This window comes from Streptomyces sp. NPDC103540 (assembly GCF_055584445.1).
The window spans coordinates 171812-195910 of record NZ_JBVJMA010000003.1 but is presented as its reverse complement, the minus strand read 5'-3'; the positions used below and the strand labels follow the sequence as shown (position 1 = coordinate 195910).

Genomic DNA, 24099 nt, shown 5'->3' with positions numbered 1-24099 from the left:
CCCAAACCGTAGGTCGAGGCCCTCGTCGTCCGCGTCGGCGGTATTGGGGAGATTTCGAGGTCCCCCTCAAGGACTACGCGGGTGATCAGTAGCCCGTGGGACGGACCAGCCCCGTCTCGTAGGCGAACACCGCCGCCTGGGTGCGGTCCCGCAGCCCCAGCTTCACCAGGATCCGCCCCACGTGCGTCTTCACGGTCTGCTCGGCCACGATCAGGTGCCGGGCGATCTCCATGTTGGACAGCCCCTGGGCGATCAACGACAGCACCTCCGTCTCCCGCTCCGTCAGCTCGTCGATCCGCGCCTTCGAGGGCGCGCGCGGCGCCCCCATCCGCGAGAACTCGGTGATCAGCCGCTTCGTGATGTTCGGCGACAGCAGGGCCTCACCGGCGGCCACGACCCGCACCGCCTCCGCCAACTGGTCCGCGGAGGCGTCCTTCAGCAGGAAGCCCGAGGCACCGGCCCGCAGCGCCTCGTACACGTACTCGTCCAGGTCGAAGGTGGTCAGCACCAGCACCTTCACCTCCGACCCGGGGAGGGCGGTGATGTGGGAGGTCGCCTCGATGCCGCCCATGCCGGGCATGCGGATGTCCATCAGGACCACGTCCGGCGCGAGGACGGAGACCTTCTCCACCGCGTCCGCCCCGTCCACGGCCTGCCCGACCACCTCGATGTCGGGCTGGGCGTTCAGCAGGACGGTGAATCCCTGCCGGACCATCATCTGGTCGTCGGCGATCATCACCTTGATCGGAGCACTCATACGTCCTTCTTCGTCTCGGTACGGGAACTGTCGGGCGGGTCCATCGGCAGTACGGCGCTCACCTCGTACCCGCCACCGGGACGGTGACCGGTCGCGAGTTCGCCCCCCAGCATGCCCGCACGCTCGCGCATGCCGAGCAGCCCGTGCCCCGCCCCGGACGTGGGGGACACCGGCAGCGTCGGGGCGGTGTTGGCGACGCACAGGTGCAGCTCGCGCGGCCCGTACGCGATGCCCACCTCCACCCGCGACCCCGGTGCGTGCCGCAGGCAGTTGCTCAGCGCCTCCTGCACGATCCGGTAGGCGGTCAGCTCGGTACCCGGGGCCAGGGGCCGGCGGTCGCCCGAGATCTCGGTGGTCACCGACAGTCCCGCACCGCGCACGTTGTCCACGAGCCCCTCCAGCTCGGCGAGCGTGGGCTGTGGATGGTGTGGATGGTCCGGTCCGGCCGCCCCGGCGGAGTGCTCGGAACGCAGCACCCCCAACACCCGCCGCAACTCCGTCAACGCCTCCAGGGCGTTCTCCCGGATGCCCGCCAGGTTCTCCTTCAGTTCCTCGGAGGGGTTCTCCACCAGGTGCGGGGCCACCTGTGCCTGGATGGAGATCACCGACATGTGGTGGGCGACGACGTCGTGCAGCTCGCGGGCGATGCGGCTGCGTTCCTCCAGCAGGGTGCGCCGGGCCCGCTCCTCCTCGGTCAGGGTCTCCTGGACGACGAGTTGGCCGCGGGTGAGGCGCACCGCGCGCAGCGCGTACCCGAGGAGTCCGGTGAAGCCGAAGAGGAGGCCGGCGATGAAGAACGAGCTGGAGCTCCGCTCCGGTCGGGCGAGGATCTCGGCCAGGCCGGTCAGGCCCATGGTGATCCCCACGGCCGTGATGGTCACCCGGGCCGGCACCCGCAGGGCCAGCAGCAGGATCAGGGGGGCGAAGGCGACGAAGCCGCCGGGCATCCACGGCCAGGTCTGTCCCGGACCCACGTTCTCGTGGATCACCGCGGCGGTGACGGCCGCCCCCAGCAGGCCCAGCCACCAGGCGGCCACCGGTCGGAACATGGCCAGCACGATCGAGGCACCGGTGAGGACCGCGATCACCAGCGGAACCTCACCGCCGACGTCGTAGTGCTCGCTGAACTGCAGGTTGGTCATGAAGCCGAAGAAGACGGCCGCGTAGACCACCAGGACGTGGGGCAGGCGGGCCATCCGGCGGGGCCGCGACATGCGGGGGAGCGGGTCCCTGCGCAGCGTGAGCAGATCGCGGAGCACGGCGCCGGCGCCGGAGGCGATCGGGTTCGGGTTCGGGTCGGTCAGGGGCGGGCGCGGCTCGGTCACACGGGTCAGCCTAAGCACGGCTCACCTCCGGCTTTCCGGCCGTGGGGACGGGGAGGGGAGCATCCGGCCCGCGCGGGGCCGGGACCTGCGCGCCCACCACGATCCGCGAGGAACGACGGCCACGGGCACGGGGATTCTCCTGGGTGTGGAAGGCGGACCAGCAGACGGCGAGGGCCGCGGCGAACACGGGCAGCCACAGCGACCGGGACAGGATCCAGCCCGCCGAGTCCGGTGCGGTGTGCAGTCCGGGCAGGCCCCCGCCGAACAGCAGTCCCACGGCGGTGACGGCCATCATCGCGGTCTGGTGCCAGAGGAAGACGGTCATCGCGGACAGGTTCAACAGGGCCACCTTCGCCCAGGTGCGGGGCCGGCGCATTGCCCGGGCCAGCGGTGCGCGGACCGCCAGGGCCAGCGCGCACTGGGCCAGACCGAAGCAGACGGCGGCCAGGGTCGGCGGGTTGAGGTTGGAGACCGCCGCGCCGGGAACCCCGACCATCGACGCCGGGTACCCGCCCCACACGATCAGCGCGGCGGTCGCGACCACCCCGCCGGCGAGCAGGAGCAGCACCGGCCGGCGGCTCCCGAAGGCGCCCCGGGACCAGGTGGCCCCCAGCGCGTAGGGGACGAGCCAGCCGGCGGCGACGTTGACCCAGCCGATCCACTCGGGGCCCGCGAAGCCGAAGCGCCACAGATCGACCCCGGCGACCACGGCCACCGGCCACAGCGGGTTCAGCCGGGCGACGAGCGGGGTCGCGGCCGTGAGCGCCGCGAACACCAGCAGGAACCACAACGGAGACCACACCAGCCTGAGCAGGGTCCGGACGGTGTCGAACGAGGCACCGCCGAGCAGCAGGCCCCCCGCCACGACCGCCCACAGCCCGACCACGGCCGCGACCGGGCGGAACAGTCGCCCGAGCCGCTGCCCCACCCACGCCCCGTACGAGATCCCGCGCGCCCGCGCCGCCCCGTACCCGCGGGCGGCGACGTGCCCGCCGACCAGGAAGAACACGGCGAGGGTCTGGAACACCCAGGAGACCGGGGCCAACCAGGGCATCCGGGCCAGCGGGCTCGCCCCCTGGAGGGCGCCGTCGACCTCGGTGAGCGCGGTCACCAGCCAGTGGCCCAGCACCACCCCGAGGATCGCGAGGGCCCGCAGGGCGTCCAGGGTGCGGTCCCGGTGTGCGGGGGTGGCACTCTCGACGCGGCCGGCGAGGGCGGACCAGCGGGCGCGGAGCTCACGCACGGGAGGCCTCCGGGGTGGTGCCGAGGACGATGCGGGCCAGGCTGTCGAGGGACGTGGTGCCCGGCTTCAGGTAGTCGCTGTGGCCGGCGTCGGCGGCGTCGAACACGCGGGCCCCGAAGGCCGGGTCCACGGGATCGGTGGCGAAGCCGATCCCGCCGAGCCGCAGGTGGGGGACGCCGCCGATCCAGTCGCCGTCGCCCCGGCCGGCCCACACCCGGGCCCGGGTCGCCAGCTCGGAGACCCGCTCGGCACCCGTGCCCGGGCTGCCGAACAGGGCCATGTCGCAGACCCGCTCGGGCGTCGGCGTACGGGCGCAGACCACGGATCCGTACGAGTGGCACAGCAGCGACAACCGGGCGTCGGCGCGGGTCAGCCCCTGGAGACCGGTCAGGAACGGGCCCAGTGCGCGGGCCGCGCGGTCGGCGCGGGAAGCCGTCAGGACGGTGGTGCTGACGGTGCCGGGCGTGTCGTACCCCAGCCAGGCGACGACGGCCGAGCGCGGGTGCTCGGCCCGCAGCCGCTCCTGGAGGGAGGCCGCGCCGGCGCGGAAGCGCCCGTAGGTGTCCAGCGAGGTGTCCGAGCCGGGTATCAGCACCGCGATCCGGTCGGCGGTGTCCAGATCGCCGAACACCTCGACGGCCCGCCCCCCGCCCCGCCCGTCGAAGGCGAGGAACCGCGCGGGCGCCCCGCTCGGCCCCTGCCCGGCGCGGGCCATCTCCCGGAGCCTCTCGGCGCGGCCGGCGCGGCCCGTGTCGCGCGCCATCCGTTCCGCCTCGCCGAGGTTGGCCAGGTTGGCCGCGTAACGGCTCGGCGCGTCGGCGGATGCGGCGAGGACGGCCGGCGCGGGTGCGGGCACCCGGGGGGACGCGGCGGCCGAGACGGGAACGACGACGGCCGCCGCCACCAGAGCGGCCAACAGACCTCTGACCGCGCGCCCGTGACGCCCCGTGCCGATGCCGGTGGTGCTCCGCCCGGTGGTCGTGCCCGTGCCCGTGCCCGTGTCGGCGTCCGTGCCCGTTCCTGTGCCTGTTCCCGTGCCCGTGCCCGTGCCCGTTCCTGTGCCTGTGTCGGCGCCTGTGACGGCGACCGCGCCGGTACCGGTGTCGATGGGGCTGCTCGTGCTGCTCGTGCTGGTCATGACCGGGTCCCTCTCCCTCGTCCTCGGTCCCGGGCGGTCGAGCACCCGATCCGACAACGAAGTTAGGAAGTGGCCCCCATGGTCGGCGTCCCGCTGCGGAGCGGCCTTCGTGAGTAGCTCTCAGGTATGACGCCCGCTACCTGAGAGCCGGCCAACCACCCGACCCGCCACACTCCGTCGGTCCGTTAGGGTCCCGGGATGAACGCGACCGACTGGAGAAACGACCGCATAGGCAGCGCGCACCGCGGGCTCAACCCCACCGTCCTGCGCCGCCTCGACGCGGGATTCGCCGCCATCGGGGACCGCCAGTTCCTGCCCGGCTACACCGTCCTGCTGACCGACGACCCGACTGTGACCCGGCTCTCGGACCTCCCTCCGGCCCGTCGGAGCGCCTACCTCACCGACCTTGAGCGCCTCGCCGAGGCCGTCGAGCGGGCCTGCGCGCGCCTCGACCCGGCCTTCCGCCGCGTCAACATCGAGATCCTCGGCAACACCGACCCGTACCTCCACGCCCACATCTGGCCCCGCTACGACTGGGAGCCCGCCGACCTCGTCCGGATGCCGGTCTGGCTCTACGAGGACGAGGAGTGCTGGCGCGGCGAACGGCACGCGCTCGCGCCCCGCCACGACGACCTGCGCGCGGCCATCGCCGAGGAGTTGGACCGGCTCCTCGCCGACAGACCCTAGTCAGGCCGTGGACGAGGCCACGCGCACCCCGAAGCCGATCAGCACGACGCCCGTCACCCGGTCCATCGCCCGGCGGACGCGCGGCCGCGCGAAGAACCGCCGGGCGCGCGTCAGGACGTAGACGTACGTGCCCAGCCAGGCCAGCGTCAGCAGGACGTGGACCAGGACGAGCACCGCCATGCCCGCCGCCGGGGACAGTCCCGGCGGCGCGAGGGTCGGCAGCAGGCCGGTGTAGAACACGGCGATCTTCGGGTTGAGGGCGTTGCTGACCAGCCCGGTCCGCCAACCACTGCCCCCGCCCCCGTCCCCGGAGCGGCTCCCCGCGGAGGGCTCCGCCCGCGCGCCCGGTCGGCGCAGGGACTGGATCCCGAGGAGGCACAGGTACGCCGCGCCGGCCAGCTTCACCGCCGTGTACACCTCGGCGGAGGCGGCGAGCAGGGCCGCGAGCCCGGCCACGGTCAGGGCGCCCCAGAGCAGCAGGCCGCCCGCGATGCCGGCGACGGTGCGCAGCCCGTCGCCGCGTCCGCGCGAGACGGCGCGGCGGGTCACGACGGCCATGTCGGGCCCGGGTACGAGGGTCAGGAGGGCCAGGACACCGGTCGCCGCGAGGAGTTGGGTGAGCACGCGGCTCAGTCTGCCACCAGGGGCTCGACGTAGCCCGCCCGCCAGCGCGGGGCGGGGTCCTGGCCGGGGCTGGTCCAGTACTCCCGGCCGCCGACTATCTCCCCGTCGCGCACGGTCCACAGGGAAAGACCCCGGTAGACGACGTGTTCCTCGGGTATCTCCACCTCGGAGACGACGAGGTCGCCGTCGGCGAGGATCCGCAGGACCTCGACCGATCCTCCGGCCGTCCGATCCTCGGGGCCGGGCCCCGCGCCCGGCCCCGACCCCGCGCCAGGACCCGCGCCCGGACCGGGCCCCGGGCCCGTGCCCGGGGCGCGGGCCTCGCCCTCGTCGCTCAGGACGGCGATGAAATTGGCCCTGCCGACGATGCGTTCACCGCTGACCGGCCATTCGATGACCGCGTCCTCGGCGACGAGCCCGGCCACGCCGTCCCAGTCGCGTGCCTCGATCCGCTCCCACAGTTGTGCCACTACCTTCAACGGCTCCATGTGCCGCAGTGTGCGACGGGGCCGTTTCGCGCAACAAGCTTTGCTTGCAGGCTTATTGACTTCGACACATTCCGGTTCAGGGCGCCGGTTCCCCACCGGGGGCCCCGATGGCGTCGAGGGCCTTCGACAACCGTTCCAGAGTGTGGACGGTCTGCGCGAACGCCGCCTCGCCGAGCTCCTCCGCCAGGCGCGCGGCCAGCGCCGCGTGGCCCGGATGCACGCGGGCGATGGCCGCCCGGCCCGCCTCCGTCGGGCGCAGGAGCTTCGCGCGCCGGTGGGCCGGGTTCGGGACGTACTCGGCGAGCCCCTTGGCCGCCAGCAGGTCCGCGACGCGCTGCACGCTCTGGCGGGTGATGCCCATCGAGCGGGCGATGCCCGCCACCGGCAGCGGTTCGCGCAGTACGGCGCCGAGGACCTGCCACCAGGCCGCCGTCAGGCCGGCCGGCCGGGCCAGTTCCTCCGAGATCGCGAGGAACCGGCCGTTGAGGTGGAACACCCCGAGCGCGGTACGGCTGAGGAGGTCCTGCCGGGCCCGTACGGAGAGCCCTTCCCCCGCCGGGAGCGCCGAGCCCGCCGGCAGCGCCGAGCCCGCCGGGGGCTCCCGGTGCGCCGGGACCGGGTCAGGCATCGCCGGCCTCCGCCGCCGCCATCAGCACCGGGAACGCGCTCGCGTCCGAGTCGTGGAACAGCCGGTACCAGGCGTCCAGCACGTCCGGCTTGTAGACGCCGAGTCGGGCGAAGACCTCCCGGGCGAAGGCCACCGGCTCGGTCGGGCCCGCCGTGATCAGGTCGCCCGCGGTGACCGCGTCGGCCTCCACGTACCGCTCGGCGCCCCCGTATCCCGGCTGGCCGGCGAGGTAGAAGGAGGCTCCGCTGGTGTGCGGGCGACCGTCGAGCAGGCCGGCGCGGGCGAGTCCGGCCGTGGCTCCGCAGATCGCCGCCACCGGTACCCCGGCCGCCAGGAACTCGCGGGCCTTCTCCGCGAAGGGGGCGAGGTCGTCGCCGGTGTCCCAGAGCGCGGCGCCGGTCAGGATCAGCAGCGAGGAGTCCTCGGGGCGCAGGTCGGCGAGCGCCAGGTCGGGCAGGACGCGGACGCCGCCCATGGTGGTGACCGGCCGGTCGGCGTCGCCGGCGACCGTGCGGACCTCGTAGCCGCGCTGGGTGAGGTGGGCGGTGGTGTGGCCGGTCTCCCAGTCCGCGTAGGTGTCGTAGACGGCGAGGTGGACGGGCCGGTGCGGGGTCGCGCTCATGAAGATCGCCTCCGTGAAGCCGAGATGTCGAGGTGTCGATGGGTCCTGTGGGTCCCGTGGGCCCGGTGGGTCCGACGGTCGAACGGTGTTCCTGCGAGCCGACGGGGTTTCGTACCGCCCCCGCTCATGACAGTAGACTGTCATTACGTCAGCATGCTGTCAACCACCTTCCTCGCGCGACAGACTGCCGAGGGTGGCCCCCCACCCCCATACAGTCCGCCGATACCCCTCCCCACCTGCGCACTTCTAGCGTGGCCGCATGACCCCTCATGTCACCGGCGCGACCGTCAAGGCCGCCGACCGCGCTCACGTCTTCCACTCGTGGTCCGCCCAGGCCCTGATCGACCCCCTGGCCGTCGCCGGGGCCGAGGGCTCGTACTTCTGGGACTACGACGGGAACCGCTTCCTCGACTTCTCCTCCCAGCTGGTCAACACCAACATCGGTCACCAGCACCCCAAGGTCGTCGCCGCGATCCAGGAGCAGGCCGGCAGGCTCTGCACGCTCGCGCCCGGCTTCGCCGTGGACGTCCGCTCCGAGGCCGCACGCCTCATCGCGGAGCGCACCCCCGGGGACCTCGACAAGATCTTCTTCACCAACGGCGGCGCCGAGGCCGTGGAGAACGCCGTCCGGATGGCCCGTCTGCACACGGGCCGCCAGAAGGTCCTCTCCACCTACCGCTCCTACCACGGGGCCACCGCCGCCGCGATCAACCTGACCGGCGACCCGCGCCGCTGGCCCTCGGACACCGCCTCCGCCGGCGTCGTGCACTTCTGGGGCCCGTTCCTGTACCGCTCGCCGTTCCACGCGACGACCGAGGCCGAGGAGTGCGAGCGCGCCCTGGCGCACCTCGCCGACACCATCGCCTTCGAGGGCCCGCAGTCGATCGCCGCGATCATCCTGGAGACCGTCCCCGGCACCGCCGGGATCATGGTCCCGCCGGCCGGCTACCTGGCGGGAGTGCGCGAGCTCTGCGACCGCCACGGCATCGTCTTCATCCTGGACGAGGTCATGTCGGGGTTCGGGCGCACCGGCCGGTGGTTCGCCGCCGAGCACTGGGACGTCACCCCCGACCTGCTCACCTTCGCCAAGGGCGTGAACAGCGGCTACGTGCCGCTCGGCGGCGTGGCGATCTCCGGCGCCATCGCAGAGACCTTCGCCCGCCGTCCCTACCCGGGCGGGCTCACCTACTCCGGGCACCCCCTGGCCTGCGCCGCCGCCGTCGCCACGATCAACGCGATGGAGGAGGAGGGCGTCGTTGAGAACGCCGACCGCCTCGGGCGGGACGTGATCGGCCCCGAGCTGCGCGCGATGGCCGAGCGCCACCCGTCCGTCGGCGAGGTGCGCGGCCTCGGCACCTTCTGGGCCGTGGAACTCGTACGCGACAAGGCGACGCGCGAGCCGCTGGTGCCGTACAACGCCGTCGGCGCGGACAACGCGCCGATGGCCGAGTTCGCCGCCGCCTGCAAGGCCTCCGGGCTGTGGCCGTTCGTCAACATGAACCGGACCCACGTCGTCCCCGCCTGCACGACCACCGACACGGAGGCCAAGGAGGGCCTCGCGCTCCTCGACGAGGCCCTCACGGTCGCCGACCGCCACACCGCCGGCGGCTGATCGTCCGTATAACGGTTGGTACATCCGCATAACGACCACGAACCGATCGGTTTCGGCCGCGCTGCCTGGCCTAAGGTGTCCGAAGATCTACGGAGGAGAGACGGACCCCTATGCCAGGCAGCGGAGGTGTCACGCGCAACACGCTGCGACAGCAGATCGCGGACGCGCTGCGCGACGAGGTGCTCGCGGGCCGTCTGCCGCCGGGGACCGAGTTCACGGTCAAGCAGATCGCCGAGCAGTACGAGGTCTCCGCGACCCCGGTGCGCGAGGCGCTGGTCGACCTCTCCGCACAGGGGTTGCTGGAGTCGGTGCAGCACCGGGGCTTCCGGGTCCGCGTCTACTCCGTCGACGACTTCCGGAGCATGATCGAGGCGCGCACGCTGATCCTCGACGGGATCTTCCGCCGGCTCGTCGAGCGCGGGGTCTCGCCCGAGGCCGGCGAGCGGCTGGTGTCCGTACGCCGTCGCGCGGAGGAGGCGCGGCGGGCGGCGAGCAGCGGTTCGCTCGAAGTGCTGATCGGCTACGACCTGAGGTTCTGGCGGGAACTGAGCGGGCTGGTCGGGAACACGTACATATCGGAGTTCCTCCACCGGATCAGGGTGCAGTGCTGGGTGTTCTCCGTGCCGCACCTCCAGGGGGCCGGCGAGCTGCGCGAGGCCCTGTGGGACGGACACAACGAGCTGGTGGACGCCGTGACGCGGGCCGACGCCGACGAGGTGCGGCGCATCGTGCGCGCCTACAACCAGCACGGGCTGGACTGGGCCGAAGGTCTCTGAACGGGCGCCGCGCCCGGCGCCCAGCGGGTCACCCCGCGCGTCAGACCGCGCGCCGGTCCCGGCCGGGGTTCTGCGCACCCCTTCGCGGAGCGTGTCCGGCACACTACGCTGGCGGAATCGGCGGCAACGACTGATCGGAGCCCGCGTGGCCTGTGACCTGTGGCTGGTCCCCCTTGTCGACGTGCTGTGCCACAGCCCCGACAACCCCTTCGCGGAAGAGATCGCCTCGTACGACAAGGCACTGGGCGAGGCGGGTCTGCCGTCGGTGCCCGTGTTCGCCTACATGCCGGGCCTGAGCGGGGACGTGGCCCCGGTGGCCGGATTCGACTACGACGCCCTGCACTTCCTGCGCAGGGCCTACCTCCTCCAGATCTGCGGGCTGCCGGTGACACCGGTGGACGAGCTGGGCGGGGACTACGAGCAGCTGCTGGAGATGTTCGAGTCGACGGCGCAGCAGTCGCACCTGGTGTGGCACTACGACCACGCGGGGGCGTACGTGCCCGTGGACTTCCCCGTGCCCCTGGCGAACGAGGAGCTCCTCTCCGGCGGCGGCCCGCTGGGGTCGGCACAGGGGCTGCTGCGGGAGTTGGCCGTGGTGGCTCCGGCGATCGGGATAGACCCCGGGAACCCGCCGGCCGCGCCCGCGCCGCCGGGCGGGCCGACGTCGCTGGAGGAGCCCGCGGGGCCGATCCCGTACGACGAGAGCCCCTTCGCGCGGGAGCGGCACGTGTGGCTCGGGCTGCACGCGGCGGCGACCCGGTGCCTCGGCCAGGGGTCGATGATCATCTTCAGCTGACCGGTGCGCGGGTCCGCGTACGGCGTTCCGGTCGGGGTCGGTGCGGGCGCGGCGCGGGCGCGGCGCGGGCGCCGGCCGGCCCCGCCTCAGCGGGGCTGTTCCGGGGGACGCTGGCGGGGCATGTTCGGGCGGGTGCCGGGCGGCAGCGGGAACCGGGCCGGCGGGACGTGGGCGTCCGGCCGGGCCGGGGCGGCGCTCAGGGACTGCATCACGAGCGGCGCCGGACCCGCGCGGAACTCGACCATCCAGTCGGCCGTCTCGGAGCGCACCAGCTCCGTGACGTCCTCCGAGAACCGGCGCAGCACCGTCAGGCAGCGCTCGGCGGCCTCGCTCGCGGTGCCCTCGGTGGGGCCGAGCACCTCCCGGACGTTCTCCGAGGCCCAGTCGAACTGGAGCGTCTGGAGCCGGCGCTGCACCGCCTGGGCGGTGGCGACGTCCCGCATCCAGCCCGAGGTCAGGCCGAAGAACCGGTCGCAGGCCAGGCAGGCCGCCGCCAGCAGCAGCGACAGGTACCCGTACGAGGCCGCGCCCGGGGCCGACCCGGTCAGCTCCAGCAGCGGCATCGCGGCGCCCGTGACGGCCCCCACGGCCGCGCCCGCGCGCAGCGCCCGCGCGCCCCGACGCTTCCACGCCCGGTCGGACAGGTACCACTCGGCGGTGCGCAGCGCATCGGCCTCCACCCGCCGGTAGAGCTCGTCGAGCCGCTCCGCGGGCTCGCCCCAGTCCCCGAGGGGGAACGGCCGGCCGGTCAGGTCGCCGGCGCCGTCCTCCGCGGGATCCCGGGGTGGCCCCTCGGGCTGCATCTCCGGCTGACTCACCCGGCACTCCCTATTGCCTGCGCTGACGTGTGGTGGTGCGCGTGTGCGCAATGGTGCGCATGCTCTTCCTACCTTCGAATGACACGCGATGGACAACGAATCCCGTGTTTTCCGCCCGCAAGGAGGTCTCCATCAGGCCCGCGCACGCCCTGCCACTCACTCGAAAGAGTTGGTCCTCCCGGCGTAGGGCGCGGCGCCCGGGGAGCACGTAGGCTCGGATTGACCAAGCGTTCCCGAAGGTCGTTTCGAAGCATGGAGTGAGTACCTGTGATTTCCGGTGGTGGCCAGCCCAACATGCAGCAGCTGCTCCAGCAGGCCCAGAAGATGCAGCAGGACCTCGCGACGGCTCAGGAGGAGCTGGCGAGGACCGAGGTCGAGGGCCAGGCCGGCGGCGGTCTGGTCAAGGCGACGGTGACCGGTTCCGGCGAGCTGCGGGCCCTGGTCATCGACCCGAAGGCCGTGGACCCGGAGGACACCGAGACCCTGGCCGACCTGATCGTCGCGGCGGTCCAGGCGGCCAACGAGAACGCCCAGGCGCTCCAGGAGCAGAAGATGGGCCCCCTGGCCCAGGCGCTGGGCGGCGGCAGCGGCATTCCCGGCCTGCCGTTCTAGCCGTACCCTTCCGTTCCGCCCCGTTCCGTTTCCCGGCCCCGTAGAACCCGACCCAGACCCCGAACCCGAACCCGAAAGAGGCAGTCCGTTGTACGAAGGCGTGGTCCAGGACCTGATCGACGAACTGGGCAGGCTGCCCGGCGTCGGGCCCAAGAGCGCGCAGCGGATCGCCTTCCACATCCTGCAGGCCGAGCCCACGGACGTCCGTCGCCTCGCGCACGCGCTGCTGGAGGTCAAGGACAAGGTCCGGTTCTGCGCGGTCTGCGGGAACGTGGCGCAGGAGGAGCGGTGTGGCATCTGCCGTGATCCGCGCCGCGACACCACCGTCATCTGTGTGGTCGAGGAGCCGAAGGACGTCGTCGCGATCGAGCGGACGCGCGAGTTCCGGGGCAAGTACCACGTCCTCGGCGGCGCGATCAGCCCGATCGAGGGCGTCGGGCCGGACGACCTGCGCATCCGCGAGCTGCTGGCGCGCCTCGCGGACGGTACGGTCACCGAGCTGATCCTGGCGACCGACCCGAACCTGGAGGGCGAGGCGACCGCCACCTACCTCGCCCGCATGATCAAGCCCATGGGCCTCAAGGTCACCCGCCTGGCCAGCGGGCTCCCCGTCGGGGGAGATCTGGAGTACGCGGACGAGGTCACGCTCGGGCGGGCCTTTGAAGGAAGGCGACTTCTCGATGTCTGACGCACAGCTGCACGCCCTCGGCCTCGACCCGGACGACTTCGCCGCCTCGATCGCGGACCAGATCGAGTCGTTCATCGTGGCCGTCACCGAGGTGGCCAAGGGCGAGGACCCGGACAGTTCCGTGCCCTTCCTCCTGCTGGAGGTCTCCCAGCTGTTGCTGGCCGGTGGCCGGCTGGGCGCGTACCAGGACGTCCTGCCCGAGGAGCGCTACGAGCCCGACCTCGGTCCGGAGCCGGACGTGGACGACCTGCGCGAGCGGTTCGCGATCATGCTGGAGCCGGTCGACGTCTACTCCGAGGTCTTCGACCCCTACGAGCCGCGCAAGGCGCCGGTGGCGCACCGGATCTCCGACGACCTGGCCGACATCGTCGCGGACCTGCGGCACGGCCTCATCCACCACCAGGCGGGCCGGATCACCGAGGCGCTGTGGTGGTGGCAGTTCTCGTACTTCACCAACTGGGGTCCGACGGCCTCCGCGGCGCTGCGCGCCCTCCAGTCGCTGATCGCGCACGTCCGGCTGGACCAGCCGTTGGCGGCCCTGGACGGCCTGGACACGGACGAGGACATGACCGAGGACGACCTCGCCGAGCAGGCCGGGCAGGTCATGGCGCAGGAGCTGGGCGGCCTCGGACGCAGGTGAGGGGCGGGTGCGGAGCCCGGGGGACCCCCGGGCGCGGCAACCGATTCCCTGATCATTTCGTCTCATGATGTGGTACGAAGCGGTCGGATCGCGACCGCTCGTTAGACTGCACCAGCAAATTGAGACGGACCGAGCGAGGAGCGCACGTGGGCCTTGTCGTGCAGAAGTACGGAGGCTCCTCCGTAGCCGATGCCGAGGGCATCAAGCGCGTCGCCAAGCGGATCGTGGACGCCAAGAAGAACGGCCACCAGGTGGTCGTCGTGGTTTCCGCGATGGGCGACACGACGGACGAGTTGATCGATCTCGCCGAGCAGGTATCCCCGATGCCTGCCGGGCGCGAATTCGACATGCTGCTGACCGCCGGAGAGCGGATCTCCATGGCCCTGTTGGCCATGGCGATCAAAAACCTGGGCCACGAGGCCCAGTCGTTCACCGGTAGCCAGGCGGGAGTGATCACCGACTCGGTCCACAACAAAGCGCGCATCATCGATGTGACGCCGGGCCGTATCCGCACCGCGCTGGACGAGGGCAACATCGCCATCGTCGCCGGCTTCCAGGGCGTGTCCGCGGACTCCAAGGACATCACCACCCTCGGCCGCGGCGGCTCGGACACCACCGCCGTGGCGCTGGCCGCGGCGCTGGACGCCGAGGTCTGCGAGATCTACACCGACGTCGACGGCGTCTTCACCGCGGACCCCCGCGTCGTGAAGAAGGCCAAGAAGATCGACTGGATCTCCTCGGAGGACATGCTGGAGCTCGCGGCCTCCGGCTCCAAGGTGCTGCTGCACCGCTGCGTCGAGTACGCGCGCCGCTACAACATCCCGATCCACGTCCGTTCGTCCTTCTCCGGACTGCCGGGCACCTGGGTCAGCAACGAGAATCCGCAAGGGGACGCGCAGGTGGAGCACGCCATCATCTCCGGAGTCGCTCACGACGTCTCCGAAGCCAAGATCACGGTCGTCGGTGTCCCGGACAAGCCGGGCGAGGCCGCGGCGATCTTCCGCGCCATCGCGGACGCCGAGATCAACATCGACATGATCGTCCAGAACGTCTCGGCGGCCTCCACGGGTCTGACGGACATCTCCTTCACCCTCCCCAAGGCCGAGGGCCACAAGGCCATCGACGCCCTGGAGAAGGCCAAGGCGCAGATCGGCTTCGACTCGCTGCGCTACGACGACCAGATCGGCAAGATCTCCCTGGTCGGCGCGGGCATGAAGACGAACCCGGGCGTCACCGCCTCCTTCTTCCAGGCGCTGTCCGACGCGGGCGTGAACATCGAGCTGATCTCCACCTCGGAGATCCGCATCTCGGTCGTCACCCGCCAGGACGACGTCAACGAGGCCGTCCGCGCCGTGCACACGGCCTTCGGCCTGGACTCCGACAGCGACGAGGCCGTCGTCTACGGAGGCACCGGACGATGACCGCCGACCGGTCCGCCCCGGCTCCGGCGCTCGCCGTGGTCGGGGCGACCGGGGCCGTCGGGTCCGTACTGCTCCAGATCCTGTCCCAGCGGGCGGACGTCTGGGGCGACATACGCCTGATCGCCTCCCCGCGCTCGGCCGGCCGCGTGCTGGCCGTGCGCGGCGAGGAGACCGAGGTGCTCGCCCTCACCGAGGACGCCTTCGACGGCCTCGGGGCGGGCGACGTGGTCGTCTTCCTGACCCCTGCCGAGGTGTCGGCACACTGGGCCCCCGCCGTCACCGCGCGCGGGGCCGTCGTCGTGGACCAGTCCGCCGCCTTCCGGGAGGACCCCGAGGTGCCCCTGGTGGTGCCCGAGGTGAACGCCGGCGCCGTACGGGAGCGGCCGCGCGGGATCGTCGCCGGGCCGGACTGCGTGACCGCCGCGATGATCGCGGCCGTGGGCGCGCTCCACGCGGAGTACGGCCTGACGGAGCTGGTCGTCTCCTCGTACCAGGCCGCGGGCGCCGCGGGCCGGGCCGGCTCCGAGGCGCTGCGCCGGCAGCTGTCGCTGGTCGCCGGAAGCGCGCTCGGGGAGCAGCCGGGGGACGTGCGCCGGGCCGTGGGCGAGGACACCGGGCCGTTCGCGGCTCCGCTCGCGCTGAACGTGGTGCCCTGGTCCGGTGAGCTGCGCGAGGGCGGATGGTCCTCGCACGAGCTGGCCGTACGGGCGCAGACCCGGCGGATCCTGGACCTTCCCTCGCTGCCGGTCTCCGTGACCTGTGTACAGGTGCCCGTGGTGATCGGGCATTCCCTGACCGTGCGGGCCCGTTTCGGGCGGGACGTGGACGCGGGGCACGCCCGGGAGGTCCTGGAGGCGGCGCCCGGTGTGGTCCTCGTGGACGATCCGGCGGCCGGGGAGTTCCCCACGCCCGTGGACGCGGCCGGTACGGACCCGGCGTGGGTGGGGCGGCTGCGGGGATCGCTGGACGACGCGCGGGCCCTGGAATTCTTCGTGTGCGCGGACAATCTACGCAAGGGTGCCGCTTTGAATGCCTCGCAGATCTCGGAACTGATCGCGGGTGAATTCGCTTAATTCGCTTTGTAGGATCTCTCCTGATCCCTTGATCAAGGTGATGGCCCGACTGCCGCCTGGATAAATGGGGCAATCGGGAAGAGCGGGTACGCATGAAGGCAATGGGGAAATTGCTGGTTACTCTGCCCCGCGCGTACAACCCTGACCGGGGGACGCGTGTCCAACGGGCGTGGCAGAGGCACTGTTGGACCAAGTCGTACCGTCGGCGCGCGTCGGGATCCTTCCCCCGCGCCGTCGCCCCCTCCTGCCCGGCGGCGGCTTCCCCGTGATCGTTCCCGTTCCGCCGACCGCCCACATATCGCCGCCCGTCGCCCCCCTCCCGGTCGGCCGGGTGCCCTCTCCGCGCGACGGGGCCGACGCCGCGATACCGGAGTCCGTGGCGGCCCCCGCCGCGGCCCCCTCGACGACCGCGGACCCCTCGACCGCGGTGGACGTCGAGGCCGACGGGGCCGACAAGGCCGTCGTCGCCGGCACCACCGTCGACCACCTGACCGAGACCTACCGGGCCCACTACCGGTCCCTGCTCGGTCTGGCCGCGCTCCTCCTCGACGACACGGCCTCCTGCGAGGACGTGGTCCAGGAGGCCTTCATCCGCGTCCACTCGGCCCGCAACCGGGTCCGCGACCGCGACAAGACCCTGGCGTACCTGCGCCAGACCGTCGTCAACCTCTCCCGTTCCGCGCTGCGCCGCCGCATCCTCGGCCTCAAGCTGCTGTCGAAGCCGATGCCGGACATGGCCAGCGCGGAGGAGGGCGCGTACGACCAACTGGAACGCGACGACCTGATCAAGGCGATGCGCGGACTCCAGCGGCGCCAGCGCGAGGTGCTGGTGCTGCGCTACTTCGCCGACATGACGGAGGCCCAGGTGGCCGAGACGCTCGGCATCTCGCTCGGTTCGGTCAAGGCGTACGGTTCGCGGGGCATCGCCGCCCTGCGGGTCGCGATGGAGGCCGCACAGTCATGAGGGACGACCACACCACCCCGCCCGCCGGCATCCCGGCCCCCACCCCCGGCGACGAGCAGGCGCTGCGCAGCCTGCTGACCGGGGCCGTGGACGGCCTGCGACCCGCCGACGGCGCCCTGGAACGGCTGCGCCACGCGGTGCCCGCCCGCCGGGCCCGCAAGCGTCGGGCCCTCGTCGGAGCGGCCGCGGCGGCCCTGCTGGTCGGTACGGGGATCCCCACGGCGCTGCACCTGAGCGCCGAGCACGGTGCCACCGCCGACCACTCCACGATGGCCGGACACGGCACCGCCCAGGGCGGCCGGACCGGCGGCCCCTCCGACCCGCAGCAGTACGGCGCCGGCGGCGCGGCGCAGCCGGGTCCCACCCCCTCCGCGCAGCCGGTGCAGGAGGTCGGCGGCACGACCGGCCGGCCGACCCCCGGAGCGAGCGGCTCCCCCTCCGGCGGTGCCTCGGCGGGCCCCGCCGGCGGCACGGCCACCGCTGGCGCCACGGGCGGCACGGGTGGCGCCGGGTCGGGACCCCGGCCGCCGGTCGCGGCCGCGCCGGGACTGCCCGAGTGCACCGCCGGCCAGCTGGGGGTGGCGGGCAGCACCCGCGCGCCCGAGGCCGACGGCAGGGTCTACGGCAGCTTCAAGGTCACCAACGTCTCCGCCAAGGGGTGCAGGGTCACGGGCCCGGACACGGTGACGGCCGTCTCGGTGCCCGCCGGTCCGCCCCCCGCGCCGGCGGCCTCCGGGATCACCGTGGCGGGTCACACGGCCGGCGATCCGGCGACCGGGCTGCTGCCCGACCCGTCGTCCGAGGCCCCGACCCTCTTCCTCCAGCCGAACACCGGCTACGAGGTGCGCTTCGCCTGGGTGCCGCCCGCGCAGTCCTGCGCGACGGGCGCGTCCGCGCAGCCCTCCGCCAAGCCCCAGCAGGGCGAGACGGGGCGTACGGAGCAGGCGCCGGCCCAGCCTCCCGCGACGGGCGCGACGGAGGACGGGCAGGCGGGGGTCCCCGCGAAGGACGAGGGCGCGGCCAAGTCGCCCGAGCCGGTCGCCGCGGTGGAGGTGTCCCACACCCCCGGTACGCCGGTGGCGGGCGCCCCCGTCACGCAGGCCACCATCCCGGCGGCCTGCGGCGGCACCCTCTACCGGACGGGGCTCATCGCGCCGGCGGTGCCGTAGCCGGGGCGGGAGCGGCGCCGTCGGGGTCGCTCCCGGCGGTACCGGCGCCGGGACCCGTGGCGCCGGCACCCGTGGCGGTGGCGCCGTCGGTGGCGGTGGCCAGCAGCCCGGCCTCCGCGTCCCGCAGGGTCTCCACCTCGCGGCGGTAGAGCCGGAACCACATGAAGAGCACGAAGACGACGAAGACGAACCACTCGCCGGTGTAGCCGAGGTTCTGGAAGGCCTTCAGGTCCAGCCCGGTGTTGTTCGGGGCCTTCGCCGGCACCGGGGTCATCCCGTCGGCCGGGCTCTGCACCGTCAGCCACGCGTCGTAGAGCGGGTCCTGCACCAGGTTGACCAGCGTGGCCGCTCCGATCACCCCGAGCTGCCCCTCGGGCAGCCCGCCCTGCGCGTGCACGCCCTTGGTGCCCGAGTTCTCCGAGGCCTGGAGGGCGCCCGTCACCTCGACCCGGCCGGTGGGCGGGGCCGGGGCCTTCGCCGGATCGGCCTGACCGGGCAGCCAGCCCCGGACCACGGGAACGGTCTTCCCGGAATCGGTGCGCAACAGGGTCAGGACGTAGAAGCCGGGGGCGCCGTCGAGGGTCCGTTCGGGTACCAGCAGCTGCCGGCCGTACTCACCCGCCGTCGAGGCCAGGCGGCCCGAGGTCTCGGTGTCCACCGGGAGCAGCGAGTCCAGCGGCTCGGCCGCCCGGTCGGCGGGCCGCTCCGCGGTCGCCTCCCGGTGGCTGCCGACGCGGTCCTCGAACCGGTCGAGCTGCCAGGTCCCCATGAACAGGCAGAAGGGGATGGAGAGCGCGACGAAGACGTTGATCCCCCACCAGCGCGGGGTCAGGAGAAACCGGTGCACGCCACCAACGGTACGGGGGACCCCGACCGGACCCCGCTCCGGGGCGGACCCGAACCCCTCCGGGCGGCGTGCGCCCGGAGGGGGTGGAGCGGCCCGAGGTCAGCGCGGCAGGTGCTTCAGGGCGAACTCCAGGTCCATGCGGACCTGCTTGATGCGCTCCTCCACGACGAGCGAACCGTGCCCGGCGTCGTAGCGGTACACCTCGTGGACGGCGCCGCGCGCCGCGAGCCGGTCCACGTAGTTGTCGATCTGGCGGATCGGGCAGCGCGGGTCGTTGACGCCCGCCGCGATGTGCACGGGTGCCTTCACCGCATCGACGTACGTCAGCGGCGAGGAGGCCTCGAAGCGGTCGGGGACCTCCTCGGGCGTCCCGCCGAACAGGGTCCGGTCGAGGGCCTTCAGGGCCTCCATCTCGTCGTGGTACGCCGTCACGTAGTCCGCGACCGGTACGGCGGCCAGCCCCACGGCCCAGGCGTCCGGCTGCGTGCCGAGGCCCAGCAGCGTCAGGTAGCCGCCCCAGGAGCCGCCCGACAGCACCAGGCGCGCCGGGTCCGCGAGCCCCTCGGCGACCGCCCACTCCCGGACTGCGGCGATGTCCTCCAGCTCGATCAGCCCCACCCGGTGCTTGAGGGCGTCCGTCCAGGCGCGGCCGTAGCCCGTCGAGCCCCGGTAGTTGACCCGGACCACGGCGAAGCCGTGGTCCAGCCAGGCCGCCGGGGTGGCGAGGAAGGAGTCGCTGTCGTGCCAGGTGGGGCCGCCGTGGATCTCGAAGATCGTGGGGAAGGGGCCGTCGCCGTGTCCGACCGGACGCTGCGCCAGGGCGTGGACGCGCCCGCCGGGGCCCTCCACCCACACGTCCTCCACCGGCACCGAGCCCGGCGGCCGGAAGCCGGGCGGGTCCAGGACCACACCGCCCGCGGTGGAGCGTACGGTGGCCGGCTCGGCCGCCGAGGACCACTGGTACTCCACCGTCCCGTCGGGGCGGGCCGTCGCGCCCGACACCGTCCCCGGCGGCGTGTCCACGCGCACGAGCTCCCGCGCGCCCAGGTCGTAGCGCCACAGCTCGCCGCGGGCCTCGAAGCTGTGCGCGATGAGCAGCGCGGACCCGTCCGGGTACCACTCGGCGCTCACGTCGCCGGGCAGGTCGATCGCCAGGTCCTCCTGGGTGCCGGTGGCCACGTTCCACACCAGCGGCTCCCAGCGGCCCCGCCGCTGGTGTCCGATGAGCAGCCGGGTGTCGCCGGCGACCGGGGCGAAGCCGAGGACCTCCAGCCCCAGCTCCTCGGTGCCGCCGCGGGAGTCGTCCAGCTCGGCGACGGTGGCGCCGTCGAGGGTGATCACGCGCAGCGCCGAGTGCATGGCGTCGCCGTGCTCGGTGTGTTCGATGGCGAGCAGGGTCCCGTCGTGGGAGAGGTCCCCGACGCCGGCCGACTCGCGGTGGCGGTAGACGACCGCGGGGGCGCTGCCGTCGGGGCGTACGACGTGGATGGTGGAGCCGTCGTCGTCCGTGGAGCGGCCCACGACCGCCGTGCCGTCGCGGCCGATGGCCAGACCGGCGGAGTAGGAGGGCTCCAGGCCGGGGGTGGCGGGCTCGTCGGGGCCGCCCGCGAAGGGCTGGCGGACCCAGGTGCCGAACTCGTCGCCGTCGGTGTCGGAGAACCACCAGATCCACTTGCCGTCGGGGGAGAGGGCGCCGTCGGTGGTGCCGTTGGGGCGGTCGGTGGCCTGCCGCTGGGATCCGGTGGCGCGGTCCCAGGCGTAGAGCTCGTAGGTGCCGGTCGCGTTCGAGACGAAGAGCGAGCGGTCCGGGGCGTCCTCCGCCCAGTCGGGCAGGCTGACGCGCGGCGCCCTGAACCGCTTCTCCCAGTCGGGCATTCCCGGGTCGGCCGCGCCGTCCGTCTCGCCGTTGGTCGCGCCGGGGGTCAGATCGCTGTCGCTGGTCATGCCCTCCATTCTTGCCGGACGGGCGGCGTCGACGCGTCGAGATGCCGACGGGGCCGAACGGGCGCAAGGTGGTGTGCGTACGCCGACCGTTTCCGGAGAGGGTGTTGATCATGGCCAAGAAGGCTCGTACCGGTCACCACGGCCATCAGGATTCCGAGCGCGCGATGGCGAAGAACACGGCGGCCGAGGCACGCGCCAAGGCCGCCGTCAGGGACGTCCAGTCCGTCGCCGCGAAGACGCGGGGCATGCAGCAGAAGGCACAGGCCAAGCGGGGCTGACCGCGACCGCGTTCGCGACCGCGCCCGCTCGGACGGCATCGTGTTTCACGTGAAACACGATGCCGTCCGCGTACGCTGAGGACATGCGGATGATCGTCCGGGGCGCCCGGCTGCTTCCCCCGTCGGCACACGGTCTGTTCGACGTGGAGGTCGCCGAGGACGGTCGGATCGCACGCGTGGTGCCCCACGACGACCAGAAGGAACCGCCCGCGACCGGCGTGCTGATCGAGGCACGCGCAGACCTGCTCACCGCCCCCTTCGTCGAGCCCCACATCCACCTCGACACCGCGCTGACCGCCGGGGAACCCCGGCCCAACGCCTCCGGAACCCTGTGGGAGGGCATCGCCCGCTGGAGCGAACGCAAGGCGACCCTGACCCGTGAGGACGTCGTCGCCCGGGCCACGGAGGTGCTGCGCTGGCAGGCCGCCCACGGCGTGCTGCACGTCCGGACGCACTGCGACGTCACCGACCCCGCCCTCACCGCGCTCGACGCGCTGCTGGAGGTCCGCGACCGGGTGCGCGACGTCATGACCCTTCAGATCGTGGCCTTCCCGCAGGAGGGCATCGTCTCCTTCCCCGGCGGCGAGGCCCTGCTGCGCGAGGCCGTCGCGCGCGGCGCGGACGTCGTCGGGGCGATCCCGCACTTCGAGGACACCCGCGAGGACGGGGTCGCCTCGCTCGGGATCGCGTTCGCGCTGGCCGAGGAACACGGGCTGCGCGTCGACGCCCACTGCGACGAGATCGACGACGAACAGTCCCGCTTCGTGGAGGTGCTGGCGACCCTCGCCCTGCGCTCGGGGCTGCGGGAAAGGGCCACCGCCTCCCACACCACCGCCATGGGCTCCTACAACGGCGCCTACGCCTACAAGCTCCAGCGGCTGCTGACCCGCTCGGGCATCAACCTCGTCGCCAACCCGTTCGCGAACCTCAACCTCCAGGGCCGCTTCGACGCCTACCCCAAGCGCCGCGGCCTCACCCAGGTCAAGGAGATGCTCGCCGCCGGGGTCAACGTGGCCTTCGGGCACGACGACGTGATGGACCCCTGGAACGCGCTGGGCACCGCCAACCCCCTCCAGACCGCCCTCGTCGGCCTCTACGCCGCCCAGCTGACCGGGGGCGAGGAGATCCCGCTCGCCTTCTCGATGGTGACCGACCGCGCGGCGCGGGTGCTCGGCCTCACGCCCCGGGAGTACGGGATCACCGAGGGCGCCCCCGCCTCCTTCGTCCTCCTGCCCGCGCCGACCCCGCAGGAGGCGCTGCGCCGGCAGGTCCGCCCCCGGTACGTGGTCTCGCGCGGCACGGTCCTCGCGCAGACGCCGCCGGCCCCCACCCGGCTGTCCTGGCCGGGGGAGGCACCGTCGGAGGTGGACTTCAGACGTCCCGGCGCGTGAAGAGGCCGCGGGCCGACAGGGCCGCCGCGGCGCCCCAGGCGACCAGCACCAGGGCCCCGTAGGGGGCGTCCAGGGCGTTCGGGAAGGTCAGCTTGTCGCCGAGCGCGGCCAGCTGGGCGCCGTCGGGCAGGAAGCGGCCCACCTTCGGGAACTGGGTCAGCACCAGCAACTGGCCGACCGTCCCCCACATCAGCAGTCCGATGACCGCCACCAACTGGTTGCGCACGACGAAGCCGATCGCCGCGCCCCAGGAACCGGCCAGGGCGCACACGCCGACCACGACCGCCGCGAGCTGCCAGGTCCGGCCGTCCAGCACCAGCGAGACGTCCTTCGAGGCGAAGGCGGCCGCCCCGACACCGAGGGCGCACAGGACCGAGACCAGCCCGTAGACCAGTCCGACCAGTCCGGCCACCAGCAGCTTCGCGCCGACGACGGCCCCGCGCCCGGGGGCGTAGAGCACGCTGCGGCCGATGGAGCCGGACTTGAACTCCGAGGTGACCAGGAGCGCGCCGAACAGCGAGGCGAACAGGGTCGCGGCGGCGGCGAGGTTCACGACCTGGTGCGAGGAGGCCACGGCGTTCGCGGCGAGGTCGGCCTCGGCGTAGATCGAGCCGAGCTGGCCGAGCGCGCCGAAGGCCAGGGCGGTCAGCAGCAGCCCGGGCAGGGCGGCGCCGGAGCGGGCCCGCAGGAGCTCCGCGGAGATCTGGTCGCGCAGGGGATTGCCCGTCGGGGTCGCGTCAGACACGGGAGGCCTCCAGGTGGGAAGGGGCGCCGGGGCCGGAGCCCTCGACGAGGCCGAAGTAGGCGTCCTCCAGCCGGCCGCGGCCCTGGCGGACCAGGTCCTGGAGGGTGCCGGTGAACAGGACCGAGCGGCGCAGGACCACGATGTCGTCCACGCTCTGCTCGACCTCGGAGAGCATGTGGCTCGCCATCAGGACCGTGCGGCCCTCGGCGGCGGACCGCTCGACGAGCCGGCGCATCCAGCGGATGCCGTCCGGGTCGAGGCCGTTCAACGGCTCGTCGAGGATCAGTAGTTCCGGATCCGGGAGCAGGGCCACGGCCAGCGCCAGGCGCTGGCGCATACCGGTGGAGCAGGCGCGGATCCGCCGACGGGTCGCGTCGCCCTCCAGACCGACCTGCGCGAGGACCTCGTCGACGCGGGAGGCGGGCAGGCCCAGCGAGCGCGCCGATATCTCCAGCTGCCGCCGGACCGTCAGGCGCGGCGGAAAACCGATCGAGTCGGCGACGACACCGATCCGACGGGCGCTGTGCGGCGCCGTACCGGGCTCCGCGCCCAGGACCCGGGCCGTGCCGGCGTCGGGGCGGGCCAGACCCAGCATGATCCGCAGGAGGGTGCTCTTGCCGGCGCCGTTGGGGCCGAGCAGGCCGGTGACCTTGCCGGGCCTCAGCTCGAACGAGACGTCCTGGAGCGCCTGGTGGTCGCCGAACCTTTTGCTGATGCCCGACAGGGCGACGCTGGCGCCGCCCGGCCGGTCCGGGTGTTCCCTGCTCACGAGTCTTCTTCCTGCTGGGGGGTGGACGGGGAGGAAGCGGAACG

26 protein-coding genes are annotated in these 24099 nt (G+C 73.2%); 13 read left to right on the top strand and 13 right to left on the bottom strand.

Annotation, left to right across the window (positions count from 1 at the left end; all coding sequences use genetic code 11):
• Window positions 1–85: 85 nt before the first annotated feature.
• From ACZ6ZI_RS08875 to ACZ6ZI_RS08860, 4 genes are read right to left on the bottom strand one after another with little or no spacing between them, the layout of a single operon-like run.
• Entirely contained in the window at window positions 86–757 is a 672-nt protein-coding gene (locus ACZ6ZI_RS08875; protein WP_363057067.1) for a response regulator transcription factor, read from the bottom strand.
• Window positions 754–2082: a sensor histidine kinase gene (locus ACZ6ZI_RS08870; RefSeq protein WP_469518042.1), complete on the bottom strand. Its 1329-nt coding sequence runs from the start codon at window positions 2080–2082 to the stop codon at window positions 754–756. Before ACZ6ZI_RS08870 ends, ACZ6ZI_RS08875 begins: the two co-directional genes overlap by 4 nt.
• Window positions 2083–2092: 10 nt before the next feature.
• Window positions 2093–3325 (bottom strand): acyltransferase family protein, encoded by a 1233-nt coding sequence (locus tag ACZ6ZI_RS08865; protein ID WP_469518040.1) that lies wholly within the window; start codon window positions 3323–3325, stop codon window positions 2093–2095.
• Entirely contained in the window at window positions 3318–4463 is a 1146-nt protein-coding gene (locus tag ACZ6ZI_RS08860) for an alpha/beta hydrolase (RefSeq protein ID WP_469518038.1), read from the bottom strand. The genes ACZ6ZI_RS08865 and ACZ6ZI_RS08860 overlap by 8 nt, the downstream gene beginning before the upstream one ends.
• A gap of 198 nt (window positions 4464–4661) precedes the next feature.
• Between ACZ6ZI_RS08860 and ACZ6ZI_RS08855 the strand changes: the two genes are divergently transcribed.
• Window positions 4662–5150: an HIT family protein gene (locus tag ACZ6ZI_RS08855; protein ID WP_469518036.1), complete on the top strand. Its 489-nt coding sequence runs from the start codon at window positions 4662–4664 to the stop codon at window positions 5148–5150.
• Here ACZ6ZI_RS08855 and ACZ6ZI_RS08850 read toward each other — a convergent pair whose 3' ends face one another.
• The 4 genes from ACZ6ZI_RS08850 to ACZ6ZI_RS08835 all read right to left on the bottom strand — a co-directional run bounded on the left by ACZ6ZI_RS08850 (window position 5151) and on the right by ACZ6ZI_RS08835 (window position 7512).
• Complete coding sequence (locus ACZ6ZI_RS08850) at window positions 5151–5774, bottom strand: LysE family translocator (protein WP_469518034.1); 624 nt, start codon at window positions 5772–5774, stop codon at window positions 5151–5153.
• A gap of 5 nt (window positions 5775–5779) precedes the next feature.
• On the bottom strand, window positions 5780–6262 hold the full coding sequence (locus ACZ6ZI_RS08845; protein ID WP_469518032.1) for a nuclear transport factor 2 family protein: 483 nt from the start codon (window positions 6260–6262) through the stop codon (window positions 5780–5782).
• Window positions 6263–6338: 76 nt separating this feature from the next.
• Window positions 6339–6890: a MarR family winged helix-turn-helix transcriptional regulator gene (locus tag ACZ6ZI_RS08840; protein WP_469518030.1), complete on the bottom strand. Its 552-nt coding sequence runs from the start codon at window positions 6888–6890 to the stop codon at window positions 6339–6341.
• Window positions 6883–7512, bottom strand: a complete 630-nt coding sequence (locus tag ACZ6ZI_RS08835; protein ID WP_469518028.1) for a DJ-1/PfpI family protein — start codon at window positions 7510–7512, stop codon at window positions 6883–6885. Before ACZ6ZI_RS08835 ends, ACZ6ZI_RS08840 begins: the two co-directional genes overlap by 8 nt.
• A gap of 259 nt (window positions 7513–7771) precedes the next feature.
• On the opposite strand from ACZ6ZI_RS08835, the gene ACZ6ZI_RS08830 reads away from it, so the two are divergent.
• The 3 genes from ACZ6ZI_RS08830 to ACZ6ZI_RS08820 all read left to right on the top strand — a co-directional run bounded on the left by ACZ6ZI_RS08830 (window position 7772) and on the right by ACZ6ZI_RS08820 (window position 10696).
• Complete coding sequence (locus ACZ6ZI_RS08830) at window positions 7772–9124, top strand: aminotransferase class III-fold pyridoxal phosphate-dependent enzyme (protein WP_469518026.1); 1353 nt, start codon at window positions 7772–7774, stop codon at window positions 9122–9124.
• A 110-nt stretch (window positions 9125–9234) separates the two neighbouring features.
• Complete coding sequence (locus tag ACZ6ZI_RS08825; protein WP_363057087.1) at window positions 9235–9900, top strand: GntR family transcriptional regulator; 666 nt, start codon at window positions 9235–9237, stop codon at window positions 9898–9900.
• Window positions 9901–10045: 145 nt separating this feature from the next.
• Window positions 10046–10696, top strand: a complete 651-nt coding sequence (locus tag ACZ6ZI_RS08820; RefSeq protein WP_469518023.1) for a hypothetical protein — start codon at window positions 10046–10048, stop codon at window positions 10694–10696.
• 86 nt (window positions 10697–10782) lie between these two features.
• Here ACZ6ZI_RS08820 and ACZ6ZI_RS08815 read toward each other — a convergent pair whose 3' ends face one another.
• On the bottom strand, window positions 10783–11514 hold the full coding sequence (locus tag ACZ6ZI_RS08815; protein ID WP_469518021.1) for an SLATT domain-containing protein: 732 nt from the start codon (window positions 11512–11514) through the stop codon (window positions 10783–10785).
• A 267-nt stretch (window positions 11515–11781) separates the two neighbouring features.
• Between ACZ6ZI_RS08815 and ACZ6ZI_RS08810 the strand changes: the two genes are divergently transcribed.
• The 7 genes from ACZ6ZI_RS08810 (at window position 11782) to ACZ6ZI_RS08780 (ending at window position 18081) form a co-directional block, all read left to right on the top strand.
• Window positions 11782–12126 (top strand): YbaB/EbfC family nucleoid-associated protein, encoded by a 345-nt coding sequence (locus ACZ6ZI_RS08810; RefSeq protein ID WP_469518019.1) that lies wholly within the window; start codon window positions 11782–11784, stop codon window positions 12124–12126.
• 88 nt (window positions 12127–12214) lie between these two features.
• The gene (gene recR, locus ACZ6ZI_RS08805; RefSeq protein WP_363057095.1) at window positions 12215–12814 is read left to right on the top strand and encodes a recombination mediator RecR; all 600 of its coding nucleotides are present in this window, start codon (window positions 12215–12217) and stop codon (window positions 12812–12814) included.
• Window positions 12807–13454, top strand: a complete 648-nt coding sequence (locus tag ACZ6ZI_RS08800) for a DUF5063 domain-containing protein (RefSeq protein ID WP_469518016.1) — start codon at window positions 12807–12809, stop codon at window positions 13452–13454. The genes recR and ACZ6ZI_RS08800 overlap by 8 nt, the downstream gene beginning before the upstream one ends.
• Window positions 13455–13600: 146 nt before the next feature.
• Entirely contained in the window at window positions 13601–14875 is a 1275-nt protein-coding gene (locus ACZ6ZI_RS08795) for an aspartate kinase (protein ID WP_469518014.1), read from the top strand.
• A complete protein-coding gene (locus ACZ6ZI_RS08790) occupies window positions 14872–15948 on the top strand; it encodes an aspartate-semialdehyde dehydrogenase (protein ID WP_363057101.1) in 1077 nt (358 codons plus the stop codon). Before ACZ6ZI_RS08795 ends, ACZ6ZI_RS08790 begins: the two co-directional genes overlap by 4 nt.
• 427 nt (window positions 15949–16375) lie before the next feature.
• On the top strand, window positions 16376–16912 hold the full coding sequence (locus tag ACZ6ZI_RS08785) for a SigE family RNA polymerase sigma factor (protein WP_469518645.1): 537 nt from the start codon (window positions 16376–16378) through the stop codon (window positions 16910–16912).
• Complete coding sequence (locus ACZ6ZI_RS08780) at window positions 16909–18081, top strand: hypothetical protein (protein WP_469518012.1); 1173 nt, start codon at window positions 16909–16911, stop codon at window positions 18079–18081. The genes ACZ6ZI_RS08785 and ACZ6ZI_RS08780 overlap by 4 nt, the downstream gene beginning before the upstream one ends.
• Here ACZ6ZI_RS08780 and ACZ6ZI_RS08775 read toward each other — a convergent pair.
• Both ACZ6ZI_RS08775 and ACZ6ZI_RS08770 read right to left on the bottom strand, forming a co-directional pair.
• The gene (locus ACZ6ZI_RS08775) at window positions 18059–18928 is read right to left on the bottom strand and encodes an SURF1 family protein (RefSeq protein ID WP_469518010.1); all 870 of its coding nucleotides are present in this window, start codon (window positions 18926–18928) and stop codon (window positions 18059–18061) included. The two genes, ACZ6ZI_RS08780 and ACZ6ZI_RS08775, sit on opposite strands and share 23 nt — an antisense overlap.
• A gap of 99 nt (window positions 18929–19027) precedes the next feature.
• On the bottom strand, window positions 19028–20872 hold the full coding sequence (locus tag ACZ6ZI_RS08770; protein WP_469518008.1) for a S9 family peptidase: 1845 nt from the start codon (window positions 20870–20872) through the stop codon (window positions 19028–19030).
• Window positions 20873–20982: 110 nt separating this feature from the next.
• Between ACZ6ZI_RS08770 and ACZ6ZI_RS08765 the strand changes: the two genes are divergently transcribed.
• Together ACZ6ZI_RS08765 and codA are read left to right on the top strand one after the other, a co-directional pair.
• Window positions 20983–21150 (top strand): hypothetical protein, encoded by a 168-nt coding sequence (locus ACZ6ZI_RS08765; protein WP_363057109.1) that lies wholly within the window; start codon window positions 20983–20985, stop codon window positions 21148–21150.
• Window positions 21151–21233: 83 nt separating this feature from the next.
• Entirely contained in the window at window positions 21234–22541 is a 1308-nt protein-coding gene (gene codA, locus ACZ6ZI_RS08760; RefSeq protein WP_469518005.1) for a cytosine deaminase, read from the top strand.
• Here the strand turns inward: codA and ACZ6ZI_RS08755 are convergent.
• Window positions 22522–23286, bottom strand: a complete 765-nt coding sequence (locus ACZ6ZI_RS08755) for an ABC transporter permease (protein ID WP_469518003.1) — start codon at window positions 23284–23286, stop codon at window positions 22522–22524. The genes codA and ACZ6ZI_RS08755 overlap by 20 nt on opposite strands.
• Entirely contained in the window at window positions 23279–24055 is a 777-nt protein-coding gene (locus ACZ6ZI_RS08750; protein ID WP_469518001.1) for an ABC transporter ATP-binding protein, read from the bottom strand. The genes ACZ6ZI_RS08755 and ACZ6ZI_RS08750 overlap by 8 nt, the downstream gene beginning before the upstream one ends.
• Between the last annotated feature and the right edge of the window lie 44 nt (window positions 24056–24099).